We start from the raw sequence: 21,979 nt of genomic DNA on the forward strand, positions 1-21,979 counted from the left end.
GGCGCCCGGACGTCGTGGTCGGACGTTCGTGTCGCCGACAGGGTCTGTCGGCGTGGTGGTATGCCGGGTGGTGGCGTCCCCATGGACCCCACCACCCGGCATACGTCCTCGGTGTCAGGCGCTGCGCGCCGTGTCGTGCGCCGACGGACGCACGTTGCCCGGGAGCTCGGTCGTGGCACGTCCCTTGGCGAGCAGCTGCCCGCCCCACACGCCCCACTCGAGGCGCTGCTGCGCCACGGCCAGGCAGGCCTCCGTCAGGGGGCATGCACGGCACACCGCCCTGGCCAGCTCCGCCTCGGCCTCGGTGGCCGGCCAGAAGAGGTTCGGGTCCTCCCCCGCGCAGAGCGGCTCGACGTCGCCCGGCTCGAAGGGGTGCTCCGACGCCGCGCGGAAGATCCACGCGTCGAGGCCGTGCGCGCTCCTGGCGGCCGGTCGGAGACCGACCTGTCCGAGGGACTGGGTGCGGGTGATCGTGCGGTTCCTCGTCATCTGGCGGGCTCCTTCCCGAGGTCGGTGACGTGCGTTGCGGACAATGAGGTGGTGCGTGCGAAGTGCAGCTGCACCCGGGTGGGGACGTAGGGCTCCCAGCGCAGCGGCATCCGCGCCTCGTCGGGGGTTCGGTCGCCCTTGCGGACGTTGCACGGCTCGCAGGCCGCGACGGCGTTGGCCCACGCCGTCGCGCCGCCACGCGAGCGCGGGAGGACGTGGTCCATGGTCGTGGCCGTGAAACGGCCGCAGTAGGCGCACTGGTGGCGGTCGCGGAGCAGCACGCCCTCACGGGAGTAGGTGGCACGGGTGCGCGAGTAGAGCCACTTCTGCTCGACGTAGCGCACGAGGCGCACGACGACCGGCACCTGGTAGGGCCCGAACCGTTCCGTCGCATGGACCTCGACGGGAGTGGCGACGCCGCGCCAGATCATCCGCACGGCGTGCCGCACGGACACGCGGTGCAGGAGCGTCTCGTCGGCGTTCCACACCTCGACCTGTGTCATGACCGGGACCTCCTGTCCGTCGTGCCGTCTCGGGCTTCGTCTCATGGTGCGCTGCTGCTCGTGGTGCGCTGCAGTTCGTGGTGCGCTGCTGTCAGGCCGACGGGCGGCACGAGAAGAGCCGCCCGTCCGGGTCATCCCGGTGGGCGGCTCGTCGGACGGAACCGTGAGGTTCGTCGCGTCAGCGAGATCGCAGGCGGGGATGCCGTGGCTGGGGGTGCCGGATGCCGCACTCCCCCGGGAACGGGTAGGCCGCATCGGCGAGGCACAGGCTGCGCTTCGCTTCCATGATGGGTCCCGTTGCCATGACAGGCCTTTCGATGACGGACGGTGAGAGGTCTTGGGGCACAGCGGTCGTCGTGCCCCGGTCGATCATGACAGGCGACAGCACCTGTCCGCCAAGGATTTTGCACGGGCCGTCCACGGTGCCACGCATGACGAGGGCGCGGGAGCACGAACCGCCCGGGCCCTCGTCATCTCGTGCGCCGCGCTGGAGGTCGCGACGGGCGAGACGTGTGGTGGTCAGCCCACCTTGTGCAGCCAGCGCACGGCGGCACCGTCACCGGCATAGCGGAAGACCTCGAGCTCCTCGTCCCACGGGACTCCGAGCAGCAGGTCGATCTCGTCCTGGAGCGCCTCGACGTCGCCGCGCGTGCGCAGGATCGCCTCGCGCAGGCGGTCCTCCTGCACGACGGCGTCGCCGGACGCCGAGGTCATGGCGTGGTGGATGCCGAGGCGCGGCGTGTAGGACCACCGGGACCCGTCGCATCCGGGCGACGGGTCCTCCGTCACCTCGTAGCGCAGGCCGTCCCAGCCGCGCAGGGCGCTGGCCAGCTCGGCCCCGGTGCCGGGGGCGCCGGTCCAGCCCAGCTCGGTGCGCACCATCCGGGGCGCGGCCGGCTGAGGGATCCAGTCGAACGTGACCGGCTGGTCGAGGACGGCCTCGATCGCCCACGTGATGTGCGGGCAGAGCGCGGCGGGGGCTCCGTGTACGAACAGGACCCCACGTGTCGTGGTGCGCGGCATCGCGACAGCCATCCGAACCTCCTGAAGTTGCAGGGACGTCTTCCCCAACGCCTGCTGCTTCACGTGCCGGTGGACTGACTCGGTGGTGCCGGACGAGCGTGCTCGACTCCGAGCACTCGCCCATTGTGCACCACGAGTCTCATCGGCACCAGCAGTCTCAGGAACCGATATGTGGCTTTCGCCCTTCTCAGGTGCCGGCGGGCACGCCCGGAAAGAGCAGGACCTCGTCGCCCCGCACCTCGACCTTGTGGGTGCGCACCGGCTTCGTCGCGGGCAGGCACATCGGCTTGCCGTCGCTGAGGCAGAAGCGCGTGGCATGGAGCGGGCACTCGACCTCGCCGGCCTCGATCCAGCCGTCCGCCAGTGACGCGTCCTCGTGCGAGCACGTGTCGTCGAGGGCGTAGTACGTGCCGTCGTCGTCGCGGAAGAGCGAGATCGGCTCGTCCGTGGCCGTGACCGCGGTGTCGAGGACGAGCGCCTCACCAGGCTCGACGTCGTCGACCGCTGCCACGCGGATGCCGTCACTCATGCTTGTCGTTCCTCACGTGCCCGGTGTCGATGGTCACGGCGAGCCTAGAGGTTCGGTCGCAAGCACCCGCGCCCGCCTCCACGACGGTTGCCGGCCGGTCGCTAGACTCCGACCGATCTCGGCGGCCCCGCCCGCCGACGGTCCCGGGGCAGTAGCTCAGCCGGTCAGAGCAGCGGACTCATAATCCGTCGGTCCAGGGTTCAAGCCCCTGCTGCCCCACCGTTCACCGCACGCACCGGCCCGTCGCCACGGTGGGGCTGGCCGGCGGGGTGCGACCGCCGCCGGCCAGTCCTGCACCGGGCGGCCCGCTCACGGGCCGGTCGGCGCCCGGACGGCGTTGAGGGAGAGCACGGACCCCGGGGGTGGGAGTCGGGGCCCGGTGCTCGTCGACCACGAGGGCCGCACCGTCCGCTGGGCCACGCCGACCCTTCTCCCGAGAAGGGGCCTGCGAGGCCCTGGTCCCAGTGTCCACCCGCACCCGCGCGTCCCGGGTGCAAACGGCACAGATCCGGCAGTCACGACATCGTCACGCCGTGCACGGCGACGTGGGCGGACAGCGGTCGGGGCGGGTCCCGCCGACTCCCCCGGCAGAACCCGCCCCGTCCTCACCCCCCAGCCGGCTCCCCCGCCGGTCACGCCCCCGACCCGTCCCCCCACGGTCCTGGTCGGGCTTCCTCCCCCACAACGACCACTGTGCCGTGCGGACTGCAAGATCGAAACCCCCCAAATGCCGTGGTTTCCGCAAGATTGGCGCAAGGGACGCGACGGGATCCGTCGTGGTATAGCTCCGAGCCCACCGTTCCGCCCGTCGGAGGTGGTCACGCGCCAGGACCCCGTGGCGCCTGGGTCGCCCTCCGGAAGGGTCCTGAGGAGCTGACGGTCGCCGCCTCGGCGCGCTGATGGCGTATGCCGTGTGCTGCGGACGGCGGAGCCCGCCGGTCTCGTGACCGGCGGGGTCCACCGCGTCCGGGTCGCGTCAGAAGCCGGGGAACACCGCCCGCAGCGCGGGCAGGTGCTCGGCGCCGGCGACGTCGGCGGGAGTGTGCCCGGCGTCGAGGCGGCCGTAGACGAGGCGGACCAGCGACTCCGCGGGCAGCACGACGTCGGCGGTGTGCGCCCCGGACTCCGTCCCGACGTCGACCGGCTCGAGGCGGACCGCGTCCGCGTCGACGTCGAGACGGAAACGACGTTCGGTCCCGAGCGTGCCCACGACCACGGAGGTCGGGCCGACGTCTGTCGACGGTCGGCCGGCGAAGGCGACGGTGCCCGGCAGGCGGTCCACGAGCAGGTCCACGGCCTCGGGCCCCACGGTCGCCTCGGGGTCGAGGACCACCTCGACGTCCCACGTGTGCACGGCGTGCTCGGCGAGCCGGGCTGCGGCGACGCCCGAGAGGTCGGACGGCCCGCCGAAGAGGTCGACCTCGAACGGCGCACCGGACGACGCGACCTCCTCGAGCCGCGCGACGAAGCGGTCGTCGGCGACCACGCTCCCGGTGACCTGGTCGGCCGGCGCCATGGCGTCCCAGCGGTCCCACACGGCCTTGAAGGCGTCGCCGTCCGGGGCGACACCGTCCGCGAGACCGGCGTCGAGGAAGAGGCCGAAGATCTCCGCCTGGCTGCCGAGGTGGGACGCCACCTGGGCGATGCTCCAGTCGGACGGGTAGGCCCTGCTCTCGTACTGCTGCGGCTCGACCCGGTCGAGGACCCCCCGGAGCCTCTCGTGGGACGTGCGGACGGCGTCGATCCAGGTTGCCTGCGGGGTCATGCTGGCTCCATCTGCTCTGCGGGGTACGGTCTCCAACGCCAACCTCGCGACGACGCTCCCGATTCCCGACCGAACGAGAGACGGACATTGTCCCCATCAGTCACATACGTCACCGATTCCCGACGCATTTTCCCGGGAACCGCCCCTTGCGCAACCGGTCGACCTATGGTGGTCGAGACCGGTACGTCAGGACGTGGGGGCGTCCGTGGGGGCCTTCCGGTTGCGGCGGTGCGACTGCCGGGAGAGTGTCGAAGGTGACAGCGCGTGTGCCTCGAGGGGGTGGCTTGACGGTGAGAGATGCCAATGAGCGAAGTGGTCCGTTCGTCCTGAACATCAGGATGAGCGGTCGCCTTGTGCCCTTCGCGACGATGGTGCTGCTCTTCGCGCTGCTGCCGTTCCTCGGGGGTAGCACCCCCCAGACCCCGACCGCTTCGGTCGTCCTCGCAGCCGGATCCCCGGCCGCGGTGCAGGACGCCGTGGCAGCCGTCGGGCAGGCCCGCCAGGAGATGAGCGGCTCGGTCGCCGCGTCGCCCACCGCCGCGCTCGCCCCGGTCGACTCGGCGTTCTCCGCCGCCATCGGTGGCGGCCTGTTCATGTTCCCGGCGATCAGCCTGGCTCCGGCCACGGCCCAGGCCATCGCCGCCCCGATCATCGGGCGCCCGCTGTTCATCCACCCGGTCGCCGGTGGCGAGACCTCGCCGTTCGGCCCCCGCATCCACCCGCTTCTCGGGCGTCCGATGTTCCACACGGGCATCGACCTCGCCGCGGCGTGCGGCACCCCGATCCACGCGGCCGCCGACGGCACCGTCATCTACGCCCGCGTGTCGGCGTCGTGGGGCGGGCGCACCATCATCGAGCACAGCCCGACGCTCAAGACGGCCTACGGCCACCAGTCGAAGTTCCTCGTCACCGAGGGCCAGCGCGTCAAGCAGGGCCAGGTCATCGGCCTCAGCGGCACGACCGGGTGGTCGACCGGTTGCCACCTGCACTTCGACGTCATCGTCAACGACCGTTACGTCGACCCCGCCCCGTACCTCGGCTTCGCGCCGTCGGCCACGGCCTCCGTGCCGTATGCCGTCGTCCCGCACCTCGTGCTCGACCAGGGCGGTCGCGTCATCCGCACCGTCGAGGACGGCGACGTGCCGATCCCCGAGGCGACCGAGAGCTCACCGACCCCGACGAGCACTGGCGGCCGTCCGCCGACGTCGACCCCGACGCAGTCCACGACGCAGCCCACGACGTCCACGGGCACGCCGACGACGACCCGTCCCTCGACGACGACGAGCGCTCCCGGCCCGACGACGACGTCGAGCCCGACGAGCACCAAGCCGTCGCCCTCGACGACCACGAGCTCGCCCACCACGACGGTGGCCCCGACGACGCCCGCTCCGACGACGACGACCACGACGACGACCAACCCGCCGCCGAGCACGACGACCACGACGAGCGAGCCGCCGCCCACGACGACGAGCGACCCGCCGCCCGCCCCGTCGTCCGAGGCGCCGAGCACGTCGAGCGAGCCGTCGGCCGCGCCCGTGGCCGCTGACCCCACGCCGACGGCCACGGCGACCGCCACGGCGACCCAGGTCCTCAAGACGGCGACGGAGGTCGCGACCGCGGTCGCGACGGCCAGCGACACGTCCACGAGCGAGCCGACCGCCTCGACGACGGCGGCCGCCGAGGGCGGCGCCTGACCCGGACGTCCGCGGGCACCTGCCCGGGGCACGGGGGAGCTCGGCGGGTCCGTTCCGGCCGACGCGGCCTGCGCGTCGTCGGACGGGACTCCTCACGATTCGGGCACGCTCGGCGCGGAGGGTGCCCCGCAGTCCCCGGAGCCGATAGGTTTCCGGGATGGACGACGTGAACCCCGACACCGCGGCGCCGAGCGATCGCACCCCGGACACGCCTCGTGACCCCATGGTCGTCATCGAGGGCGTCAACAAGCACTTCGGCGACCTGCACGTGCTGCGCGACATCAACCTCACGGTCGGCAAGGGCGAGGTGGTCGTCGTCCTCGGACCGTCCGGCTCGGGCAAGTCGACGCTGTGCCGCGCCATCAACCGTCTCGAGACCATCGAGTCGGGCACCATCTCGATCGACGGCAAGGCCCTGCCCGAGGAGGGCAAGCCGCTCGCGCAGCTGCGCGCGGACGTCGGGATGGTCTTCCAGTCCTTCAACCTCTTCGCGCACAAGACGATCCGCGACAACGTGACGCTCGGACCGATCAAGGTGCGCAAGAAGTCCAAGTCCGACGCGGACCAGCAGGCGACCGACCTGCTCAAGCGCGTCGGCGTCGAGGCCCAGGCCGACAAGTACCCCGCGCAGCTCTCCGGCGGGCAGCAGCAGCGCGTCGCCATCGCGCGCTCCCTGGCCATGGGCCCCAAGGTCATGCTCTTCGACGAGCCCACATCGGCCCTCGACCCGGAGATGGTCAACGAGGTCCTCGACGTCATGGTCGGCCTCGCCAAGGAGGGCATGACGATGATCGTCGTGACCCACGAGATGGGCTTCGCCCGCAAGGCCGCCGACCGGGTCGTCTTCATGGCCGACGGCCAGATCGTCGAGACCGGCACGCCGCAGGAGTTCTTCACCAACCCCAGGAGCGAGCGCGCCAAGGACTTCCTCGGCAAGATCCTCACCCACTGAACCGACCTCACCCACCGACCCACTGGACCAAGCGACAGGGCGCGGCACGCAGCACCGCGTGCCGCGTGCAACCACTCAGGGAGGAACCCAGATGAAGGCACGACGAATCGGAGCCGTCGCGGCGGCTGCGACGTTGGCGCTCACGCTCGCCGCGTGCGGCTCCGGCACCAGCGGAGGCGACGCCGGCAGCGGCGACGGCCTCAAGATCGGCATCAAGTTCGACCAGCCCGGCCTCGGCCTCAAGAAGGGCACCGAGTACTCCGGCATGGACGTCGACGTCGCCAAGTACGTCGCCAAGGAGCTCGGCACGACCGAGGACAAGATCACCTGGGTGCAGGCACCCAGCGCCCAGCGCGAGAACCTCATCTCGACCGGGCAGGTCGACTTCGTCGTCGCCACGTACTCCATCACCGACGAGCGCAAGCAGAAGGTCAGCTTCGCCGGCCCCTACTTCGTCGCCGGCCAGGACCTGCTCGTGCGGGCCGACGACACGTCGATCACCGGCCCCGACAGCCTCAACGGCAAGAAGCTGTGCTCGGTCAAGGGCTCGACGTCGGCGCAGAAGGTCAAGGACAAGTTCGCCCAGACCGTGCAGCTGCAGGAGTTCTCGGGCTACTCCGAGTGCCTGCCGGCCCTCGCCACGGGCGGTGTCGACGCCCTGACGACGGACGACACGATCCTTGCCGGCTTCGCCGCCCAGCCCGAGAACAAGGGCAAGTTCAAGGTCGTGGGCAAGCCCTTCTCGACCGAGAACTACGGCATCGGCCTCAAGAAGGGCGACACCGCCCTGTGCCAGAAGATCACCGACGCGATCAAGAAGATGCAGAGCGACGGCTCGCTCGACAAGGCGATCGCCGACAACCTCGGACCGGCGAACTACAAGCCGGGCCCGGGCAACCCGCCCACGCCGGCTGCCTGTTCCTGACCCCCAGCCGGTTCGTCGGGTCGTGCGGTCATCCACGGGTGACCGCACGACCCACGACGGTGTGACTCTCCTGCGGAAAGGGGCGTAGTGCTCGACATCTTCGAGAAGTACGCGATCTTCGGCGCGTTCTGGATGACCATCAAGCTCACCTTCTTCTCCGCCATCGGGGCGCTGGTGATCGGCACGGTCCTCGCGGTGATGCGCGTGTCCCCGGTCGCGGTCCTGCGGCGGCTCGGGACCTTCTACGTCAACACGGTGCGCAACACCCCGTTGACCCTGATCCTCGTCTTCTGCTCGCTCGGCGTGCTCTACATCCTCCAGATCAACCTCGCGGACCCGAGCTCGCCGACGTCCATCGTCGACAACAACATCCGGTGGGCGATCGTCGGTCTCGCCGTCTACCACGCGGCCTTCGTCTGCGAGGCGCTGCGCAGCGGCGTCAACACCGTGCCGGTCGGCCAGGCCGAGGCGGCCCGCTCGATCGGGCTCACCTTCGGCCAGAGCCTGCGTGAGGTCATCCTCCCCCAGGCCTTCCGCGGCGCGATCGCGCCCTTGGGCTCGGTCCTCATCGCCCTGACCAAGAACACCACCGTCGCGTCGGTCATCGGCGTTGCCGAGGCCTCGCTGCTCATGAGCGAGATCTTCGAGAACGAGACGGCCAGCGTCACGGTCTTCCTCATCTTCGCCCTCGGCTTCGTCATCCTGACGCTGCCGGTCGGCATCCTCTTCACGTCGCTGTCGCGGCGACTGGCGGTGAAGCGATGAGCGCACAGTCCGTCCTCTTCGACGCCCCCGGCCCCCGTGCCCGGCGCCGCCACGCGATCCTCACCGCCTTCGGCTTCGTCCTCGCCGCGGCCACGATCGCGCTCGTCATCTGGAAGTTCCACGCACAGGGGCAGCTCGAGGCCTCGATGTGGACCTCGCTGTTCACCGCGGACGTCTGGACCGCCTACCTGATCCCCGGCCTGATCAACACGCTCAAGGCCGCGGCGATCTCCATCGTGCTCGCCGTCGCCTTCGGTCTCGTCTTCGGCATGGGCCGGCTGTCGCACCTGCGTGCCGTCCGCTGGGTGTGCGGCGTCATCGTCGAGTTCTTCCGGGCCGTCCCGGTGCTGCTGATGATGTACTTCACCTACTTCTACTACTCGAACAACGGTGTCTTCACCAACGCGATCAACCCGCTCGCGGCGGTCGTCACGGGCCTGACCCTCTACAACGGCTCCGTCATCGCCGAGCTCGTCCGCTCGGGAGTCTTCGGGCTCCCGAAGGGACAGGCCGAGGCGGGCCTGTCCATCGGCCTGACCGCTGGCCAGACGCTGCGCTCGATCCAGCTGCCCCAGGCCCTGACGGCCATGCTCCCGGCCCTCGTCGGCCAGCTCGTCGTCATCCTCAAGGACAGCGCGCTCGGCACCGCGGTGCTCTACCCGGAGCTGCTCCAGGCCGCGAAGGACATCGGCACGGCCTACAGCAACACGATCCCGGCGTACATCTTCGTCGCGGTCATCTTCATCCTGCTCAACTACGGCCTCACGGTGCTCGCCGGTCGCGTCGAGCGCCGGCTCAACCGTCGTGGCCGCGGCCCCCGCAAGGCCGCCCAGACCGCCGGGGTGGTCGGCGCCGGCACGGTCGACGCACCCACCGTCGGCATCGACGGCGCGGGCGTCCGCACCGGGGACGCGAACAGCCGCTGAACCACCTCGTCGCAGCACCCCGAGCAGTCGGCAGCCCCTGACGGACGCAACCGTCGGGGGCTGCCGGCGCCTCGGTGTGGTGCCGGCCGACGTCGGCGGGACCGACAGCAGAAGGGCCCCGACACCAGTGGTGTCGGGGCCCTTCTCGCTGGGCTCCCCCGATTGGACTCGAACCAATAACCTGCCGGTTAACAGCCGGCTGCTCTGCCAATTGAGCTACAGGGGAATGCTGCTGCGCAACCATAGCAAAGCATCAGCGCCGTCGAGAAATCGGGTTCGGCGGGTCGGAGACGACGTCCTGACGAGCCTCCGGGACACCTCGTCAGGTCCCGTCAGAGCCCGACCTCGGAGCGCAGCCGAGCCATCCGCTGTGCCGCCTCGCGGGCCACCTGGGGGTCGGTCAGGTCGGCGCCCTTGCCCGGGATCGTCTGCTCGAGCAGAGCGCCGCTGGCGAGGTCCTGACGGATCACGACGCGCACCGTGCGGCGCCCTGCGGTGCGGAACTCGTCGGCGAGCACGACGCTCGCCTGGAGCCGCTCACGCAAGGTCTGCTGCAGCAGCGAGGGCTCCGTCAGGTGCCAGCGCGCAGGGATCCCGCGGTCGACCCAGGTGACTGTGAGCCGGGAGGACTCGCCCTGCCACGTGCCGGACTCGGCCTCGTGCCACGCGCGGCGCCAGACGAGGCCGCCGGCGGCGTCGACGAGGGCCAGGTGGTAGGTCGTCGCGACGACGTGGGCGCCGCTCGTCTCGTCACGGGCCCAGGCGAGCACCTGCTCCCCGCCGTCGAGCGGGACGGCCGCGCGGACGTCAGCGGTCAGCGCCGGTCGACGCCGGCGTTCGAAGAGTGCCATCAGCCCATTCCTGCCTTGATCGCCGCGAGCTCGCGCTGGAGCGTCTGCAGCTGGATGCCGAGCTCACGCGTGCGCTCGGGCGACGGCGTCTCGGCGTGGTCGAGCCGGCGCATCTCGCTCATCGAGTCGGCGATCTGCCGCGTCAGGGCGATGGTGCGCACCCGGTCGAAGAGCTCGTCGACGTAGCGCGACGTGGGCAGCCCTGTCGAGGCGTCCATACGCGTCGGCAGGGTGTCGACCGCGAGCTCGCTGACGAGCCCGGCGACGGGCGAGGGCGCGGCCTCGGTGACGGCCGAGGTCCAGGCGCGCGCGTTGCCCTTGTCGCCGCTGTGGTGCGCGATGCGGATGCCGTCGAAGACCGCGCGGTGCGCCGGCGCCGAGAAGGCCTCGGGCGTCAGCAGGTCGATGGCGCCGGGCTTGAAGACCGTCGGGAACTGGAGCAGGACCTGGAGCAGCTGCCGCTCGGCGTGGACGACGGGATCGCGACGGTCCGGCACGGGCATGCCTCCCCCGTCACCCGCGTCCGGTTCCACGTCGTCCCGTCCGTCGCCACGGTCGCGGCCGTTCCGGTCGACCCGGTCGACCCGGTCGGCCCGGTCGGCCCGGTCGGCCCGGTCGGCCCGGTCGGCCCGGTCGGCCCGGTCGGCCCGGTCCGTGCGGGCGTCCTCGTCGACCTTGATCTTGCCGGCCCGGGACACCTCTGTCGCGACCTGCTCGACGTCGAGGCCGAGCATGCCGGACACCTCGCGGGTGTACTCCGGCCGCAGCGACTGGTCGCGGATCGAGGCGATGATCGGGGCCACCGCGCGGACGGCCTGGATGCGACCCTCGGCCGTCGCGACGTCGAAGCGCTTGATCGTCGTGCGCACCGCGAACTCGAACATGGGCACGGCGTCCTCGATGAGCGCCTGCACCGCCGGGTCTCCCCCGGCCTGGCGCAGCTCGCACGGGTCCTTGCCCGACTTCTCGACCGCGACGAACGACTGCGAGGTCCACTTCTCGTCGTCGGCGAAGGCGCGCATGGCTGCCTTCTGGCCGGCGGCGTCGCCGTCGAAGGTGAAGATCACCTTGGCCGGGGCGAGGTCGGCCTCGTCACGCATGAGGCGTCGCAGCGTCTTGATGTGGTCCGCGCCGAAGGCCGTGCCACACGTGGCGACGGCGGTCTCGACGCCGGCGAGGTGGCAGGCCATGACGTCGGTGTAGCCCTCGACGACGACGGCCTGGCGGCCCTGCGAGATCTTCTTCTTGGCGAGGTCGAGGCCGTAGAGCACGGTCGACTTCTTGTAGATGGGGGTCTCGGACGTGTTGAGGTACTTCGCCTCGATGCGGTCGTCGTCGAAGATCCGTCGGGCTCCGAAGCCGACGGTGTCGCCGGTGATGTCGCGGATCGGCCAGACGAGACGCCCTCGGAAGCGGTCGTAGAGACCCCGCGCGCCACGGCCGGCGATGCCGCCGGTGACGAGCTCGTCGTCGGTGAAGCCCTTGGCGCGCAGGTGGCGCACGAGGTCCTCGCCCCCACGGGGCGCGAACCCGATGCCGAACTGCTTGACGTGCTCGCTGTTGAAGTCCCGGGCCCGCAGGAAGTCTCGCGCCTGCCGGGCGCCCTGGCTGCCGAGGAGCAGCTCGGTGTAGTACTCCTCGGCCACGCGGTGGGCCTCGACGAGGCGGCTGCGGCGGCCGAGCCCCTCCTCGCGCGGCCGGTCGCCGTTCTCGTAGCGCAGCTCCATGCCGAGCTTCTGCGCGAGGCGCTCGACGGCCTCGGAGAAGCTGAGGTGGTCGACCTTCTGGATGAAGGAGATGACGTCGCCGCCCTCGCCGCACCCGAAGCAGTGCCACGCACCCACGGCCGGGCGGATGTTGAACGACGGCGTCTTCTCGTCGTGGAAGGGACACAGGCCCTTGAGCGACCCCGGACCGGCGGAGCGGAGCGTCACGTGCTCACGCACGACGTCCTCGATGGACGACCGCGCCTTGACCGCCGCGATGTCCTCGCTGTTGATCAGCCCCGCCATCTGCCTCCTGTCGCCATCCGTGATTCTAGGTGCTCGGCCCCGAGGTGCCCGTCACCGGCACCACTGGCTGTGGAGCGCGAGCGCCCGGACGTCGGTCAGGGAGGCCACCTGGTCGACGACGACGCGCAGCCGTTCCCCGTCGTCGGCAGCGGCCTCGTGGTCGAGGCGGAAGGCCACGTCGAGGCGCTCCTCGGGCGCGGCGGCATACGCCTCGACGACGCCGCGCACGACGTCGCGCTGACCCGACATGATCGCGAGGCGCTCGTCGGTGGTCATGACGAAGTGGTTGGCGATGGCCTTGAGCACGGAGCACTCGGCGCGCGTGCCATCGGGGACCACGAGGTCGGCCTCGAAGCGGCACAGCTCACCGGGGCCGTGACGCTCGCGCGTGGCCTGCTCGACGACGAGCACGAAGTGGCCGATGAGCCGGCTCGTCATGTCCTTGAGGCGCGCGAGGTCGCCGCGCGAGCCGTCGTATGCCGTGGGCACCGCTCCCGACGCGAGGATGCGTTCCAGCGCGGCCCCGAGCGCGTCGGCGCCGAGGTCGGGCGCGTAGGTGCGGCCCGCCACGTCGATGACGTCGGCCATGTCTCGCGAGTGGAGCAGCCGAGGGTCGATCCAGCCCGAGGCGATGGCGTCCTCGACGTCGTGGACCGAGTAGGCGACGTCGTCGGACCAGTCCATGACCTCGGCCTCGAGGCACCGGCGTTGCGGCTGCGCGCCCTCGCGGATCCACTCGAAGACGGGGAGGTCGGACGGGTAGACCCCGAACTTGTGCGTCTCGTAGGGGCCGTCGCCGCGCGCCCACGGGTACTTCGTCGTGGCATCGAGGCTGGCCCGCGTCAGGTTGAGCCCGGCGGACGTGCCGTCGGCGTGTGCACGCTTGGCCTCGAGCCTCGTCAGCAGGCGCAGCGTCTGGGCGTTGCCCTCGAACCCGCCGATCCCCGAGGCGATCTCGTCGAGGACCGTCTCGCCGTTGTGCCCGAAGGGCGGGTGACCGAGGTCGTGGGCCAGGCACGCGGTGTCGACGACGTCGGCGTTGCAGCCGAGGGCTGCCCCGAACTCGCGGCCGATCTGGGCGACCTCGAGCGAGTGCGTCAGGCGGTTGCGGACGAAGTCGTCGTGGCCCGGTGCGAGCACCTGCGTCTTGGCGGCGAGCCGGCGCAGCGACGAGGAGTGCACGACCCGCGCCCGGTCGCGCGCGAAGTCGTCGCGGTCGGCCCGCTTCTGGGCAGGGTCCTCCGCGACCCAGCGCTCCCGGTCCCGACCCTCGTAGCCCACACCGGAACTCTATGCGGCGAGGCGCAGCCGACCGCGGCGCCGCTCCCGGGCGCATACTGAGTCATGGAGCCGCTCAGGCTTCCAACCTCAGGAGCGCGCCATGGGCGACAAGTCACCGAAGTCCCACATGTCCACGAAGGCCAGATCGCTCAAGGAGAAGCGTGCCGACAAGCACGCGAAGTCCGCAGCCAAGGACCACACCGAGATCATCCCGCCCAAGGGCAAGCGCTGACCTCGGTCCGACACGGGTCTGACACGGGTCTGACACCGGTCTGACACGGTCTGACCTCGCCCCGGCTCAGCCGAGCTCGGCCTGAATGCGTCGCACCCAGGCCGGCTCGGTGCCGTAGCGCTGCATCTTGATGAGGCGCAGGTTGGAGCAGTCGGCGACGAGCTCGGCCATGCGCTTGTCGCGGGTGGCCTCCTGCTTGGCCGTGAGCACCCAGTTCGTCGCGATCTTGCGGTAGGAGGGTGTCGCCCCGTCCCAGAAGGCCGAGGCGCGGGGGTCGGCGCGCAACATCGCCTCGTAGTCGTCGGACCACGTGAGCTCGCGGTTCTCGTAGGCGTAGATGCCGGAGCGGTCCTCGCGGCGCCTCGAGAAGGCGACGAGCCCGGCCGGACGCATGCGCCCGGCGGCAGTGAGCTCGGCGACGGCGTTGATGTTGATGGCGCTCCAGTTGCTGCCCGGCTTGCGCGGCGTCCACCGCTGGCGCACGGCGTCCTCGTCGATGCGTTGGGCCATCGAGTCGATCCAGCCGAAGCACAGGGCCTCGCGCACGGCCTCGGCCCACTGCAGACCGCGCGGCTCGACGTGCTTCTTGTTGAGGCCCATCCACAGCTCGGTGGCGCTCTCGTGATGGGCCTCGAGCCAGGCCCGGAAGTCCTCGGCGTCGTCGAAGAAGGTCGCGGGCCGCTCGGCCGATCCGCCCTGTCGCATGCCCCGATCCTGCCATCGGCCACCGACGCTGGGAGGATCGTGCCGTGACCGACCGCATCCTGCTCGCCGCCCGCAACAACGCGCTCTGGTGCGACGCCGTGGCCCGCTCGCACGGCGTCGTGTGCACCCTCGACGACGATGCGTGGACGGCGTCGACGCGCACGCCGCCCTACTACCCCGACGCCGTGACCCTCTCCCCCGAGCTCGGCGAGTACGACGTCCTCGCGCGCGTCGACGACTCCGACGGCTGCTCGGTCAAGGACTCGTGGTCGCGTCTCGACCTGTCGATGGAGGACTTCGCCCGCCTCGTCGTCGGCGAGTGGGTCTGGCTCGACCCGTCGACACCTCCCGTGCACGCACCCGCGGCGGCGTGGCAGCGCGTCACGACGCCCGACGCGATGGCCGACTGGGTGCGTGCGTGGGCGAGCGACCCCGATGCCGAGGCCATCCTGCGCCCGTCGCTGCTCGACGAGCCCGGCGTCCACGTCCTCGGCGCCCGCTCGTCCGACGACCCCGCTGACAGCACGTCACCCTTCGTCTCCGGGGCAATCGTCAACGTGACGGGCGAGGTCGCCGGTCTCGGCAACGTCTTCACGTCCGACGGCGACGTCGAGCGCGCCTGGGCCGCGGCCGCGGCCGCCGGCCGCGGCGTCGTGGGCGGCATGCCCCTCGTCGGCTGGGAGGCGGGGGCGGGCGTCGAGGCCGCCGTCGCCGCGGGGTGCGAGCGGATCGGCCGGCTCAGCGTCTGGCTGAAGTGACGCTCAGCCGCCGCTGACCGACAGCTCGGCCTCGGCGATCGTGCGTCGGTGCTCCTCGGACAGCTCGCGCGACTCGAGCCAGCGGTCGGGCAGCGCCACGGTGCGCGACGACCCGGCACGCCCGCGCTGGCCCTCTGCGGCCTCACCGGGCCACGGCACGTCGGGGTCGAGGGTCGCGAGCAGCCGGTCGAGCGCGGCCATCGAGTCGACGAGCGCCAGCGAGTTGCGGATCGTCGAGCCGGCCGGGAACCCCTTGAGGTACCAGGCGATGTGCTTGCGGATGTCGCGGCAGGCGCGCTCCTCCTCGCCGTAGAAGTCGCAGAGGTACGCCGTGTGCGTCCGGAGCGTGTCAGCGACCTCCCCGAGCGTCGGCGTCACCCGCGCCGGGGTGCCGGCGAAGGCAGCCGCGAGGTCGGTGAAGAGCCACGGACGACCGAGGCAGCCGCGTCCGACGACGACGCCGTCGCAGCCGGTCTCCCGGACCATCCGCAGCGCGTCCTCGGCCGACCAGATGTCGCCGTTGCCGAGGACGGGGATGCTCGTCACGGTCTCCTTGAGCATCCGGATGGCGCTCCAGTCGGCGGTGCCGGAGTACGCCTGTGCGGCCGTGCGTCCGTGCAGCGCGACCGCGAGGACACCCTCGGCCTCGGCGGCCAGGCCCGCGTCGAGGAAGGTCAGGTGGACGTCGTCGATGCCCTTGCGCATCTTGACCGTGACCGGGATGTCGCGCTTGGCGCCCTCCTCGACGACGGCGCCGACGATCGCCTTGAAGAGGTCCTTCTTCCACGGCAGGGCCGAGCCGCCGCCCTTGCGGGTGACCTTCGGGACGGGGCAGCCGAAGTTGAGGTCGATGTGGTCGGCGCGGTCCTCGGTGACGAGCATCCGGGCGGCGGCCCGTGCCGTCGCGGGGTCGACGCTGTAGAGCTGGATCGAGCGCGGGTTCTCGTCGGGGTCGTGCTCGATGAGGCGCATCGACTCGGGCGTGCGCTCGACGAGGGCGCGGGAGGTGATCATCTCGCTGACGTAGAGGCTCGTCGCGCCGCTGGCTCCACCGATCGCACGACCCTCGTTGCCGTACTCGCGGCACAGCCGGCGGAAGGCACGGTTCGTGATCCCCGCCATCGGCGCGAGCACGACGGGTGACTCGATGACGTGGCGCCCGATGCGCAGCGGGGGCAGCACGGCGCCCGTCGTCTCTGCGGGGGCGGCCTCACCGGCCTGCGTCGCGGGGCTCATCACGTCGGTCACGGGCTCGATTGTCCCCGATCAGGCGCGCGGGGCCGAATCGACGTCGGTCCGCACGAAGCCGAGCAGGGCGTCGGCGAAGGCCTCGGGCCGGTCGAGGCCGGAAAGGTGCCCGGCCCGGCGGACGATCTGCTCGCGCGCGCTCGGGCACGCGCGCAGGTAGGCCCGGGCGCCGATCCGCAGCTGGTCGAACTGGCCGTTGAGGAGCAGCACCGGGCAGTGCACGTGCTCGAGCATCGAGGGCCGGCAGTGCGCCATGACCTCCCGCCAGGCCCCAGCCGTCGGCGCGAAGAAGTAGCCACCGGCGATGACCGGGTCGATGCGCTCGGGCGGGTAGAGGCGGTGCAGGACGCGGTCGTTGACCCGCGTCATCCGCTCCGCGCCGAGCCGGTCGGTCAGCGCTGCGACCCCGCGGTAGACCGCGGCTCCGGGCCCCGTCGGTACCGCGCTGGCCCCGGCGAGGACGAGCCCGGCGAGCGTGTCGGGACGCGCTGCGGCATACGCCATCGCGGCGTAGCCGCCGAGCGAGTGGCCGACGAGCACGACCGGCGTGCCGTTGGGGACCCCGGCCACGGCCTCGTCGATGACGTCGACGCAGCGGGCGAGGGTGAACTCCTCGTCCACGCGCGCGCCGTGCCCGGGCAGGTCGACGAGCGTCAGGTCGACGTGGTCCCGCAGGAGCGGCACCTGGGGCGCCCACTGGGTGCTCGACAGGCGCGACCCGTGGACGAGGACCAGGTGAGCACGCACACGGTGAGGATGCCACGATGGCCCGGTGACCCACCTCATCACCGCCGCCGAGCTCGCCCACGAGATCGAGGACGTCGTCGTGCTCGACGTGCGGTGGGCGCTGACGACGGCGAACACCCCCGCGGGCCGGCAGGACTACGACGCCGGCCACGTCCCCGGCGCGTTCTTCGTCGACCTCGACACCGAGCTCGCCTCGCCGGCGGGCGACGGCGGGCGCCACCCGTTGCCGGACCCTGCCGTGGTGCAGGCCGTCCTGCGCCGCGCCGGCATCACCGAGCACAGCCGCGTCGTCGTCCTCGACGGCAAGGAGTCGTATGCCGCCGCGCGGGCGTGGTGGGTGCTGCGCTGGGTCGGCATCAGCGACGTCCGCGTGCTCGACGGTGGGTACACCGCCTGGCTGGCGGCCGGGCTTCCGGTCTCGACGGAGGAGCCTGCCGACCGGCACGGCGACGTCGAGGTGCGGCCGGGGCAGCTGCCGACGCTCGACGCGGCGGGTGCGGCCGCCCTGGCCCGGGACGGGCTGCTCCTCGACGCGCGGGCGCCCGAGCGCTACGCGGGCGAGACCGAGCCGATCGACCCCGTGGCCGGGCACGTGCCGGGGGCGGTCAACAGCCCGACGGCCGCGTGGGTCACCGGCGACGGCACGTTCCGCCGCGACCTCGCCGAGCACTGGGCGACCGTGACGGACGGCGTCGACCCCGGCGACGGGACGGTCGGGGTCTACTGCGGGTCGGGTGTGACCGCTGCCCACGAGATGCTCGCACTGGCCGAGCTCGGCGTCGACACGGTGCTCTACCCCGGATCCTGGAGCGAGTGGATCCGCGACGCCGCGCGGCCCGTCGCGACCGGCCACTCCCGCGGCTGACCCACTCCACCCCGCAACACACCGAGCAGGTCACGGCTCACCGCGATCGGATCCCGGCGCGTCGTGACCTGCTCGGCGTGTTGGCGCGGTCAGAGGTCGCGGTCGAGTCGACGCTCGAGCGTGCCGAGTGCTCGGGCGGCCGCGACGCGCACGGAGGCGTCCCGGTCGTCCACGGCCTCGTGCAGGGCGTCGGCGTGCTCGGCCTCCCCCACGGCGCCGAGCACCCGCGCGGCCGCGGCCCGGACCCTCGGCACGTCGTCGGTCGTGACGAGGTCCGCGCAGGTCTCGGCCGCTGGTCCGACCTCCCAGCGGGCCGCGACCTTCGCGCACATCTCGCGGACGCGCCAGGCCGGATCGAGCAGTCCTGCAACGACATCCGGCCCGCACCGCTCCGACCAGACGTAGAGCAGGGTGCGGGAAGCCCACACCCGCGACCAGTAGCGGGTGTGGTCGTCGAGGTGGACGGGCGACCCCCAGCCCGTCACCACCTGGCCGCCGACCCAGCCGATGTCGGGAAGGGCCGGGTCGCCCCACGTGGCACGGCCCGACAGCAGGTCGGCGCACCAGCCGGTCAGCACGTCGTCACCGAGCGCATCCGCAGCGGCCCTGGCCCGGTCGCCGGGCGTGGCGTGCAGCACCTCGGGCTCGACCATGCGGGCAGTATGCCGCCCATCCCGGACGGGCGGCGCCCGGGACGGCCGGCGGGCCCCCACCACGTCGTCGTGGTGGGGGCCGTCGGTCGTGACCCGGGAGGAACGGGTCGGCAGGGGTGGACCTCAGGAGGTCCTGAGGGTCAGCCCGTAGGGCGACACGATCTCGTCGACGGGCTGGAAGTAGGCGATGTTGGGCTGGCCTACCTTCTCGCCGCACACGTTGTTCGCGCCGTAGCCGGCACCACCGCTCGTCACGCCCTGAGCCGACGTGCTCGCCATCCAGGAGCCGCCCGAGTCCCCACCCTCGGTGCACGTGTTGCTCTTCGTCAGGCCGCTCACGGTGCTCGTCGTGCCGTCACCGTTGCTGTAGTTGACCGTGACGTTCTTGGCCTGGACAGAGCCGCAGGTCCAGCCGGTCGTGCGGCCCGACTTGCAGATGGCGGTGCCCACCGGCGCGTTCGAGTAACCCGAGACGCGGCGCGCGTTGACGCCGTCGTAGAGGTCGACGGCACCGATGCCGGTCCAGCTCGACGTCAGGGTCGAGTAGGCGTAGTCGTTGCCCGGGAAGGAGTAGGCCTGTGTCTTGCCGAGCGTCGTGCCGCCCCTGCTGAAGGTCTGGTAGCCCTCACCACAGTGCCCGGCGGTGATGAAGACGGCCGACCCGCCGCGGGTGGCGTTGAAGCCGAGCGAGCAGACGTAGCCGCTGAACTCGATCTGCTGGCCGCCGTAGACGTTGGCCTGCGTCGTCGTCCGGGCGTCGGTGCCCGCGACGGCCACACCGTCGAGACCGGCGACCTCGCTGCGGACCTCCGAGACCCGCGCGGTGGGGACGGTCAGGACCACCCCGTTGGTGACGGGGTCGGTGTAGGAGGACACGACGACCGAACCCGCCCGCTCACGCGCCGTGCGCTCGGTCGCGGACAGCTCGCTCGTCGAGCGGTCGACGACGCGGGCGACGGCTCCGGCGTCCCGCACCTTCGCGGCGGACGCCGCGTCGACGACGTTGACGACGAGCACTCCCGACGTGGCGTCGATGTAGGACCCTGCGGCTCGGGCACCGAGCGAGCGCTCGAGCGAGGTCGCCGTGCGGGCCTGCCCGTCCTGGGCCGCGACGCGCTCACGCGCCGTGGCGAGCGAGATGCCACGGTCCTTCGCGAGCCAGCGGGCCGACATCTCGGCGACGGACTGGCCGGAGTCGGTGGACGCCGCGGGGGTGGGCGTGGGGGTCTCGTCTGCGGCGAGGGTCGATGCCTGGGCCGGCATCACGGTGATCGCCGTCGCGACGGCAGCGGTGGCTGCCAGGGCGGTGAAGCTCGTGCGGATCATGCGCGGTTCTCCTGTGTCGGGCTCGTCGACCGCGCTTCCGGCCGACGACGACGAACCTAGGAAGGGCCGCTCAAGACCGGTCCATGGACCGCCTCAGGCTTGCCTCCGGGTTCGGTCAAGAGAAGTCCTTGAAACCCATTTCATCGTCAGGACGCCCGGCTCGGGATGCGAAAACCCTTGTCACCGGTGATGATTCGCGCGCGAAGGCTCGGGGACGCGTGGGACGGCGCCTACAGACGTATGCCGCCCGCCCGGGTGGGCGGACGGCATACGTCGGTGGTGCGGTGGTGCTGCGTCAGCAGCCGACGAGGCGCTGCGCGAGGTAGCCCTCGACCTGGTCGAGCGCGACACGCTCCTGGGCCATCGAGTCGCGCTCGCGGATCGTCACGGCGTGGTCCTCGAGCGTGTCGAAGTCGACCGTGATGCAGAACGGGGTGCCGATCTCGTCGTGGCGGCGGTAGCGCTTGCCGATGGCGCCGGCGTCGTCGAAGTCGATGTTCCAGTGCTTGCGCAGGGTGGCCGCGAGGTCACGGGCCTTGGGCGAGAGGTCGGCGTTGCGCGACAGGGGCAGCACCGCGGCCTTGACCGGCGCGAGTCGCGGGTCGAGACGCAGCACGACGCGCTTGTCGACCCCGCCCTTGGTGTTGGGCGCCTCGTCCTCGGAGTAGGCGTCGACGAGGAAGGTCATGAGCGAGCGGGACAGGCCTGCTGCCGGCTCGATGACGTAGGGGGTGTACTTCTCACCGGTCTGCTGGTCGAAGTAGACGAGGTCGGTGCCCGAGTGCTTCGAGTGCGTCGAGAGGTCGAAGTCCGTGCGGTTGGCGATGCCCTCGAGCTCCCCCCACTCGGAGCCGGCGAAGTTGAAGCGGTACTCGATGTCGACGGTGCGCTTCGAGTAGTGCGAGAGCTTCTCGGGCGCGTGCTCGTAGTGGCGCAGGTTGTCGGGGTTGATGCCGAGGTCGACGTACCAGCGGGTGCGCTCCTCGAGCCAGTACTGGAGCCACTCGTCGTCCTCGCCCGGCTTGACGAAGAACTCCATCTCCATCTGCTCGAACTCGCGGGTGCGGAAGATGAAGTTGCCCGGCGTGATCTCGTTGCGGAAGCTCTTGCCGGTCTGGGCGATGCCGAACGGCGGCTTCTTGCGCGAGGCCTGCATGACGTTGTTGAAGTTGACGAAGATGCCCTGGGCGGTCTCGGGGCGCAGGTAGTGCAGGCCCGACTCGTCCTCGATGACGCCGAGGTAGGTCTTGAGCATCATGTTGAACTCGCGCGGTGCAGTCCACTGGCCCTTGGTGCCGCAGTCGGGGCACACGATGTCGGACATCGGGATCGAGTCGGGGTCCTCGATGCCCTTCTTCTCGGCGAGCGCCTCCTGGAGGTGGTCCTGGCGGCGGCGCTTGTGGCAGCTCAGGCACTCGACGAGCGGGTCGGTGAAGGTGCCGACGTGGCCCGAGGCGACCCACGTCTCGCGCGGGAGGATGATCGAGGAGTCGAGACCGACGACGTCGTCGCGGCTCGTCACCATCGACTTCCACCACTGGCGGCGGATGTTCTCCTTGAGCTCGACGCCGAGGGGGCCGTAGTCCCAGGCAGACCGGGTGCCTCCGTAGATGTCACCGCTCGGGAAGACGAAGCCCCTGCGCTTGCAGAGGCTGACGACGGTGTCCACGATGGATGTCTGCTTTGCCATGCGGGACAGGTTATCGGGCCTGCGCCACTGCTTTGCCACG

Annotated in this window: 22 protein-coding genes and 2 tRNA genes; 9 read left to right on the forward strand and 15 right to left on the reverse strand. The window is 71.4% G+C overall.

Annotation, left to right across the window (positions count from 1 at the left end; all coding sequences use genetic code 11):
* Positions 1-114: 114 nt before the first annotated feature.
* From ACSSS0_RS01945 to ACSSS0_RS01960, 4 genes are all read right to left on the reverse strand, one after another.
* Positions 115-489 (reverse strand): WhiB family transcriptional regulator, encoded by a 375-nt coding sequence (locus ACSSS0_RS01945; RefSeq protein WP_487229858.1) that lies wholly within the window; start codon positions 487-489, stop codon positions 115-117.
* Entirely contained in the window at positions 486-992 is a 507-nt protein-coding gene (locus tag ACSSS0_RS01950) for an HNH endonuclease (RefSeq protein WP_487229859.1), read from the reverse strand. Before ACSSS0_RS01950 ends, ACSSS0_RS01945 begins: the two co-directional genes overlap by 4 nt.
* 519 nt (positions 993-1,511) lie before the next feature.
* Positions 1,512-2,027: a DUF3145 domain-containing protein gene (locus ACSSS0_RS01955; RefSeq protein ID WP_487229860.1), complete on the reverse strand. Its 516-nt coding sequence runs from the start codon at positions 2,025-2,027 to the stop codon at positions 1,512-1,514.
* Positions 2,028-2,202: 175 nt separating this feature from the next.
* Positions 2,203-2,544, reverse strand: coding sequence for a bifunctional 3-phenylpropionate/cinnamic acid dioxygenase ferredoxin subunit (locus ACSSS0_RS01960; protein ID WP_435985577.1), 342 nt, complete (start codon positions 2,542-2,544; stop codon positions 2,203-2,205).
* A gap of 145 nt (positions 2,545-2,689) precedes the next feature.
* On the opposite strand from ACSSS0_RS01960, the gene ACSSS0_RS01965 reads away from it, so the two are divergent.
* Positions 2,690-2,763 (forward strand) — tRNA-Ile (locus ACSSS0_RS01965).
* 757 nt (positions 2,764-3,520) lie between these two features.
* Here the strand turns inward: ACSSS0_RS01965 and ACSSS0_RS01970 are convergent.
* The gene (locus ACSSS0_RS01970; RefSeq protein ID WP_487229861.1) at positions 3,521-4,309 is read right to left on the reverse strand and encodes a maleylpyruvate isomerase family mycothiol-dependent enzyme; all 789 of its coding nucleotides are present in this window, start codon (positions 4,307-4,309) and stop codon (positions 3,521-3,523) included.
* 338 nt (positions 4,310-4,647) lie between these two features.
* Between ACSSS0_RS01970 and ACSSS0_RS01975 the strand changes: the two genes are divergently transcribed.
* The 5 genes from ACSSS0_RS01975 (at position 4,648) to ACSSS0_RS01995 (ending at position 9,571) form a co-directional block, all read left to right on the forward strand.
* Positions 4,648-6,003 carry a M23 family metallopeptidase gene (locus ACSSS0_RS01975; protein WP_487229862.1) on the forward strand — a complete coding sequence of 452 codons (1,356 nt, stop codon included), beginning with the start codon at positions 4,648-4,650 and terminating at the stop codon, positions 6,001-6,003.
* A 223-nt stretch (positions 6,004-6,226) separates the two neighbouring features.
* Complete coding sequence (locus tag ACSSS0_RS01980) at positions 6,227-6,955, forward strand: amino acid ABC transporter ATP-binding protein (protein WP_435987838.1); 729 nt, start codon at positions 6,227-6,229, stop codon at positions 6,953-6,955.
* A gap of 91 nt (positions 6,956-7,046) precedes the next feature.
* On the forward strand, positions 7,047-7,880 hold the full coding sequence (locus tag ACSSS0_RS01985) for a glutamate ABC transporter substrate-binding protein (protein WP_435985574.1): 834 nt from the start codon (positions 7,047-7,049) through the stop codon (positions 7,878-7,880).
* Between the two features lie 87 nt (positions 7,881-7,967).
* A complete protein-coding gene (locus ACSSS0_RS01990) occupies positions 7,968-8,645 on the forward strand; it encodes an amino acid ABC transporter permease (RefSeq protein ID WP_435985573.1) in 678 nt (225 codons plus the stop codon).
* The gene (locus ACSSS0_RS01995) at positions 8,642-9,571 is read left to right on the forward strand and encodes an amino acid ABC transporter permease (RefSeq protein WP_487229863.1); all 930 of its coding nucleotides are present in this window, start codon (positions 8,642-8,644) and stop codon (positions 9,569-9,571) included. The genes ACSSS0_RS01990 and ACSSS0_RS01995 overlap by 4 nt, the downstream gene beginning before the upstream one ends.
* Before the next feature lie 153 nt (positions 9,572-9,724).
* Here ACSSS0_RS01995 and ACSSS0_RS02000 read toward each other — a convergent pair.
* The 4 genes from ACSSS0_RS02000 to ACSSS0_RS02015 form a co-directional block, all read right to left on the reverse strand.
* A tRNA-Asn gene (locus ACSSS0_RS02000) sits at positions 9,725-9,797 on the reverse strand.
* A 106-nt stretch (positions 9,798-9,903) separates the two neighbouring features.
* Positions 9,904-10,422, reverse strand: coding sequence for a hypothetical protein (locus ACSSS0_RS02005; protein ID WP_487229864.1), 519 nt, complete (start codon positions 10,420-10,422; stop codon positions 9,904-9,906).
* Entirely contained in the window at positions 10,422-12,434 is a 2,013-nt protein-coding gene (gene dnaG, locus ACSSS0_RS02010; protein WP_487229865.1) for a DNA primase, read from the reverse strand. The genes ACSSS0_RS02005 and dnaG overlap by 1 nt, the downstream gene beginning before the upstream one ends.
* A gap of 51 nt (positions 12,435-12,485) precedes the next feature.
* The gene (locus ACSSS0_RS02015) at positions 12,486-13,715 is read right to left on the reverse strand and encodes a deoxyguanosinetriphosphate triphosphohydrolase (RefSeq protein ID WP_487229866.1); all 1,230 of its coding nucleotides are present in this window, start codon (positions 13,713-13,715) and stop codon (positions 12,486-12,488) included.
* A gap of 100 nt (positions 13,716-13,815) precedes the next feature.
* On the opposite strand from ACSSS0_RS02015, the gene ACSSS0_RS02020 reads away from it, so the two are divergent.
* Complete coding sequence (locus ACSSS0_RS02020) at positions 13,816-13,947, forward strand: hypothetical protein (RefSeq protein WP_435985568.1); 132 nt, start codon at positions 13,816-13,818, stop codon at positions 13,945-13,947.
* 66 nt (positions 13,948-14,013) lie between these two features.
* Here ACSSS0_RS02020 and ACSSS0_RS02025 read toward each other — a convergent pair whose 3' ends face one another.
* Positions 14,014-14,652, reverse strand: coding sequence for a YdeI/OmpD-associated family protein (locus tag ACSSS0_RS02025; RefSeq protein ID WP_487229867.1), 639 nt, complete (start codon positions 14,650-14,652; stop codon positions 14,014-14,016).
* Positions 14,653-14,696: 44 nt separating this feature from the next.
* Between ACSSS0_RS02025 and ACSSS0_RS02030 the strand changes: the two genes are divergently transcribed.
* Complete coding sequence (locus tag ACSSS0_RS02030) at positions 14,697-15,410, forward strand: hypothetical protein (RefSeq protein WP_487229868.1); 714 nt, start codon at positions 14,697-14,699, stop codon at positions 15,408-15,410.
* Positions 15,411-15,413: 3 nt separating this feature from the next.
* Here ACSSS0_RS02030 and dusB read toward each other — a convergent pair whose 3' ends face one another.
* Positions 15,414-16,646: a tRNA dihydrouridine synthase DusB gene (gene dusB / locus ACSSS0_RS02035; RefSeq protein WP_487231175.1), complete on the reverse strand. Its 1,233-nt coding sequence runs from the start codon at positions 16,644-16,646 to the stop codon at positions 15,414-15,416.
* Positions 16,647-16,676: 30 nt separating this feature from the next.
* The gene (locus ACSSS0_RS02040) at positions 16,677-17,405 is read right to left on the reverse strand and encodes an alpha/beta fold hydrolase (protein ID WP_487229869.1); all 729 of its coding nucleotides are present in this window, start codon (positions 17,403-17,405) and stop codon (positions 16,677-16,679) included.
* A 25-nt stretch (positions 17,406-17,430) separates the two neighbouring features.
* Here ACSSS0_RS02040 and ACSSS0_RS02045 point away from each other — a divergent pair, with 25 nt between their 5' ends.
* On the forward strand, positions 17,431-18,270 hold the full coding sequence (locus ACSSS0_RS02045) for a sulfurtransferase (RefSeq protein ID WP_487229870.1): 840 nt from the start codon (positions 17,431-17,433) through the stop codon (positions 18,268-18,270).
* 89 nt (positions 18,271-18,359) lie between these two features.
* Here the strand turns inward: ACSSS0_RS02045 and ACSSS0_RS02050 are convergent, their stop codons facing one another.
* The 3 genes from ACSSS0_RS02050 to ACSSS0_RS02060 form a co-directional block, all read right to left on the reverse strand.
* Positions 18,360-18,923, reverse strand: coding sequence for a HEAT repeat domain-containing protein (locus ACSSS0_RS02050; RefSeq protein ID WP_487229871.1), 564 nt, complete (start codon positions 18,921-18,923; stop codon positions 18,360-18,362).
* 123 nt (positions 18,924-19,046) lie between these two features.
* Entirely contained in the window at positions 19,047-20,249 is a 1,203-nt protein-coding gene (locus tag ACSSS0_RS02055) for a S1 family peptidase (protein ID WP_487229872.1), read from the reverse strand.
* Between the two features lie 295 nt (positions 20,250-20,544).
* Positions 20,545-21,939: a glycine--tRNA ligase gene (locus ACSSS0_RS02060; RefSeq protein WP_435985561.1), complete on the reverse strand. Its 1,395-nt coding sequence runs from the start codon at positions 21,937-21,939 to the stop codon at positions 20,545-20,547.
* Positions 21,940-21,979 lie beyond the last annotated feature (40 nt).

The organism is Terrabacter sp. R4-6 (genome assembly GCF_057529065.1).

Coding starts and splice junctions, on each gene's coding strand:
- ACSSS0_RS01945 (WP_487229858.1), bottom strand. CDS start 489: ATGACGAGGAACCGCACGATCACCCGCACCCAGTCCCTCGGACAGGTC.
- ACSSS0_RS01950 (WP_487229859.1), bottom strand. CDS start 992: ATGACACAGGTCGAGGTGTGGAACGCCGACGAGACGCTCCTGCACCGC.
- ACSSS0_RS01955 (WP_487229860.1), bottom strand. CDS start 2,027: ATGGCTGTCGCGATGCCGCGCACCACGACACGTGGGGTCCTGTTCGTA.
- ACSSS0_RS01960 (WP_435985577.1), bottom strand. CDS start 2,544: ATGAGTGACGGCATCCGCGTGGCAGCGGTCGACGACGTCGAGCCTGGT.
- ACSSS0_RS01970 (WP_487229861.1), bottom strand. CDS start 4,309: ATGACCCCGCAGGCAACCTGGATCGACGCCGTCCGCACGTCCCACGAG.
- ACSSS0_RS01975 (WP_487229862.1), top strand. CDS start 4,648: ATGAGCGGTCGCCTTGTGCCCTTCGCGACGATGGTGCTGCTCTTCGCG.
- ACSSS0_RS01980 (WP_435987838.1), top strand. CDS start 6,227: ATGGTCGTCATCGAGGGCGTCAACAAGCACTTCGGCGACCTGCACGTG.
- ACSSS0_RS01985 (WP_435985574.1), top strand. CDS start 7,047: ATGAAGGCACGACGAATCGGAGCCGTCGCGGCGGCTGCGACGTTGGCG.
- ACSSS0_RS01995 (WP_487229863.1), top strand. CDS start 8,642: ATGAGCGCACAGTCCGTCCTCTTCGACGCCCCCGGCCCCCGTGCCCGG.
- ACSSS0_RS02005 (WP_487229864.1), bottom strand. CDS start 10,422: ATGGCACTCTTCGAACGCCGGCGTCGACCGGCGCTGACCGCTGACGTC.
- dnaG (WP_487229865.1), bottom strand. CDS start 12,434: ATGGCGGGGCTGATCAACAGCGAGGACATCGCGGCGGTCAAGGCGCGG.
- ACSSS0_RS02020 (WP_435985568.1), top strand. CDS start 13,816: ATGGGCGACAAGTCACCGAAGTCCCACATGTCCACGAAGGCCAGATCG.
- ACSSS0_RS02025 (WP_487229867.1), bottom strand. CDS start 14,652: ATGCGACAGGGCGGATCGGCCGAGCGGCCCGCGACCTTCTTCGACGAC.
- dusB (WP_487231175.1), bottom strand. CDS start 16,646: ATGAGCCCCGCGACGCAGGCCGGTGAGGCCGCCCCCGCAGAGACGACG.
- ACSSS0_RS02050 (WP_487229871.1), bottom strand. CDS start 18,923: ATGGTCGAGCCCGAGGTGCTGCACGCCACGCCCGGCGACCGGGCCAGG.
- ACSSS0_RS02055 (WP_487229872.1), bottom strand. CDS start 20,249: ATGATCCGCACGAGCTTCACCGCCCTGGCAGCCACCGCTGCCGTCGCG.
- ACSSS0_RS02060 (WP_435985561.1), bottom strand. CDS start 21,939: ATGGCAAAGCAGACATCCATCGTGGACACCGTCGTCAGCCTCTGCAAG.